The sequence below is a fragment of the Streptomyces sp. GC420 genome (assembly GCF_009916105.1).
Classification (GTDB): Bacteria; Actinomycetota; Actinomycetes; order Streptomycetales; family Streptomycetaceae; genus Streptomyces.
In genome coordinates this window covers 1-3,632 of sequence record NZ_JAAAXQ010000557.1, presented here as the reverse complement: position 1 = coordinate 3,632, position 3,632 = coordinate 1, and the positions used below count along the sequence as shown (strand labels likewise).

Genomic DNA, 3,632 nt, shown 5'->3' with positions numbered 1-3,632 from the left:
CCCCACGCCCGGCCGCCCTACGCCCCCTGGGTCATGGCGCACGAGGGCCCGTGGGCGCCCACGCCGTACGCGCCGGCCCCGCGGGGGCCGGACTCGTCCGCCGCCGCGGGCGCGGGTGCCGCCCGGTCGACCTCGCACCAGATGCTCTTGCCCGCGCCCTCCCGCTGCCAGCCCCAGCGGTCGGCGAGGCCGTCGACCAGCTCCAGACCGCGGCCGCTGGTGTCCTCGCGGGCCGCGTGCCGCGGCCGGGGCGGGCAGCCGCTGGCGTCGGCCACCTCGACCCGCACGGTCCCGGCGAGACCCGCGGGCTCGCCGGCGCCCTCGGGCGCCCCGGGCAGCAGCATGCGCAGCACGGCGGGACATCCGGTGTGCACCACGGCGTTGGTGACCAGCTCGGAGATCAGCAGGATCAGTGTTTCCGCGAGTGGTTCGTCGGTCTGTATTCCGGACCTGGCGAGCCGTGAGCGGGCCCACCTCCGGGCACGCCCCACCTCCGCGGGATCCGGCCCGACCTCCAACTGAACCTGAAGCACCTGCACCGCTCACACCATCCGAACCGGCGGAAACATCGCCTCGCGCCTCCGAGAGATCACGGACAGTGACCCCCATGCGGGACAGCATGGTTGACGTACAGTCACCCCAACAAGCGCTTCGGGCATATTCCGGCGCAAAGGAGTACGCGTACTGCATACTGTGCGATGCGCGTGCCGAGCACTCGAACAACCGGGTCGCGCCCGTTCCCACCCGGCCCGAGCGGCACACACGCCCCACCCCGAGGCCATCGCGTGGACGACGCCGGGGCGGTCGCTCTGCAGAACCACTCGCATCCCAGCGAGGCTACCCGAAGGCACCCTCGACTCCTGTGCGTGACAATTCTTGTCGAGGACACAAACGCGCATCAACCCAGGGTCACCGCAAAGGCCCAATCGGTCACTCTTCGTGCGCGTGACGGGTCACGCGCCGTGATCCACACGTGTTTCTGGCTCCTCCGAACCCTCCGGCTCCTCCCCGCCCTCCTCCCCTTCCCAGCCGGTGAGCCCGGCGGCAAGCAGTTCCTCGGCCCGGTCCGCCCGCTGCCACCGCTCGGCTCGCAGCCAGGCGCGTTTGAGGTGCAGATGGACGTCCGCCTCCCAGGTGAAGCCCATTCCCCCGTGCACCTGGACGCAGTCCCTGGCGTTGCGGACGGCCGCCTCGTCGGCCAGCAGCTTGGCACCGGCCACCTCCAGCGGGTCCGCTGTGAGCGCCGCCGCGTAGACCGCGGACCGGGCCAGTTCCGCACGGACGAGCATGCCGGCGCAGAGGTGCTTGACGGCCTGGAAGGAACCGATGGGGCGCCCGAACTGCTCGCGCTGCCGGGCGTGCCGGGCCGCGAGTTCGGTGGTCATGAAGGCGCTTCCCACCTGCTCGGCCGCAGTGAGCAGCGCGCCCTCCAGGCGCAGCCGCGCGCCGTCCAGCCCGGTGCGGACACCGCCGTCCCGCCGCGGAGCGGGCACGCGCCACAGTGGCGTGAGCGGATCGACGGACGGTATCTCCCGTGCCGTCTCCGCCCCCGGCGCGGGGGCCGCGCGCAGCCACTCCGCCTCGGCGAGGCGCACGCCCACGCCCACGCCCTCGCCCTCGCCCTCGCCCTCGGGCAGCAGGACGGCGTCCGCGTCCCCCAGATGTGCCACGAGCGCGTCGGAGCCCACCTCGAACTCCAGGGCCGTGACGACCGACTCGCCCTCCGCGGCCCCCTTCACCGTGCCGGCGGCGAGCTGGGTCGCCACCAGTGGCCCCGGCAGCAGTGCCCGCCCCGCCTCTTCGAGGACGAGGACCGCTTCGGGCAGTCCGAGCCCGGTCCCGCCGTCCGCCTCCGGGAGCCGCAGCGCGAAGAATCCGGCCGCGCCGAGTTCCCGCCACCACGAGCGGTCGGTGCATGGCGCGCCGACCGAGGCACGGAGCCGTTCCCGCCCGAACCGGCGGGTGAGCAGTTCCCGTGTGCCGGCCTTCAGATCTCGCTGCTGCGGGGTCAGTCGGAAGTCCACGGGAGCGTCACCGGCCCTTCGGCAGGCCGAGGATGCGCTCGGCCACGATGTTCCGCTGGATCTGGGAGGTGCCGGCGGCGATGGTGTACGAGAGGGAGGAGAGCCGGTCGGTGGTCCACGCGCGGTCCAGGTCGAGCGCGTCGGGGCCGAGGACGTCGGCCGCGGTGTCGTAGAGCTCCTGGCGTGCCTGTGAGTAGCGGAGCTTGAAGACCGAGCCGCCCACGCCGGGCACGCCGCCGATGCTCTCCCCGCCCGTCCGGTCCCGCCGGTTCCCCCACACCTCGCTCACGTTCCACTGGATCAGCCGCCACAGTGCCGTGAACTCGGCGGCCAGCCGTCCCAGCCTGCGGCGCAGCACGGTGTCGTCCCAGCGTCCGTTGCGGCGGGCCTCGGCGGCCAGTTCTCCCAGTGCCCGGCGGCAGGCGACGACCTCACCGGCGAAGGCGGTGCCGCGTTCGAAGGAGAGGGTGACCATGGTGACCCGCCAGCCGTCGTTCTCGGCGCCCACCCGGTTGGCCACGGGGATCCGCACCTCGTCGAGGAACAGCTCGGCGAACTCGGTGGACCCGGCCAGGGTGCGCAGCGGGCGTACGGTGACGCCGGGCGTGGCCATGGGAAGCGCCAGCCAGGAGATGCCCCGGTGTCTGGGGGCCTCGGGGTCGGTGCGCACCAGCAGTTCGCACCAGTCGGCGACCTCGGCGTGGGAGGTCCAGATCTTGGAGCCGGTGACGACGTAGTGGTCGCCGTCCCGTACGGCCCTGGTGCGCAGCGCCGCCAGGTCGGAGCCGGCTCCCGGCTCGCTGAAGCCCTGGCACCACACCTCCTCGCCGCGCAGGATCGGCGGGAGCCAGCGCCGCCGCTGGCGGAGGGTGCCCTCGGCCGCGACGGTGGGTCCCGCGTGCAGAAGGCCCACGAAGTTGGCGCCCACGTAGGGGGCTCCGGCCCGTTCGGTCTCCTCGAGGAAGACGAGGTGCTGGACGGGGGTGGCGCCTCGGCCGCCGGCGTCCCGGGGCCAGTGCAGTCCGGCGTACCCGGCTTCGTACAGCATCCGCTGCCAGCCGAGGTCGTAGGCGCGCCTGCCGGGCCAGTCCCCGGGCGGGGGCTTGGGCGGCAGGGTCGGCAGCACCTGCCCCAGCCATTGCCTCAGCCGGGTCCTGAACCGTTCCTCCTCCTCGGTGAGGGTCAGGTCCATCAGCGGTCCAGGTCGAGGCCGAGCATGCGGATGGCGTTGCCGCGCATCAGCTTGTACACGGTCTCGTCGTCGAGTCCCTTGACGTGGTCGAGGGCGACCTGCTTGGTGTGCGGGAAGGTCGAGTCGACGTGCGGGTAGTCCGTTTCGAACGTGGCGTTGTCGCGGCCGACGACGTCCAGTGAGTCGATGCCGTGCTTGTCGCGGAAGAAGCAGCAGAAGATCTGCCGGTAGTAGTACGTCGACGGGGGTTCGGGGACGAGATCGCGCACGCCGCCCCAGGCCCGGTGCTCCTCCCACACGTCGTCGGCGCGTTCGAGGGCGTAGGGGATCCAGCCCATCTGTCCCTCGCTGTAGGCGAGTTTCAGTCGGGGGAACCTGACCAGGACACCGCTGAAGAGAAAGTCCATCATCGAGGC

The 3,632-nt window shown here is 72.5% G+C and carries 4 protein-coding genes; all 4 read right to left on the bottom strand.

Annotated elements, in window-relative coordinates:
* Window positions 1-17: 17 nt before the first annotated feature.
* A complete protein-coding gene (locus GUY61_RS36060; RefSeq protein ID WP_166634520.1) occupies window positions 18-539 on the bottom strand; it encodes an ATP-binding protein in 522 nt (173 codons plus the stop codon).
* Window positions 540-953: 414 nt separating this feature from the next.
* Complete coding sequence (locus GUY61_RS36055; protein WP_166634519.1) at window positions 954-2,024, bottom strand: acyl-CoA dehydrogenase family protein; 1,071 nt, start codon at window positions 2,022-2,024, stop codon at window positions 954-956.
* Window positions 2,025-2,031: 7 nt separating this feature from the next.
* Window positions 2,032-3,216 carry an acyl-CoA dehydrogenase family protein gene (locus GUY61_RS36050; RefSeq protein ID WP_166634518.1) on the bottom strand — a complete coding sequence of 395 codons (1,185 nt, stop codon included), beginning with the start codon at window positions 3,214-3,216 and terminating at the stop codon, window positions 2,032-2,034.
* Window positions 3,216-3,632: amidohydrolase family protein (locus GUY61_RS36045; RefSeq protein ID WP_166634517.1), on the bottom strand; the 417-nt coding region annotated here is incomplete at its 5' end. The genes GUY61_RS36050 and GUY61_RS36045, both read right to left, overlap by 1 nt.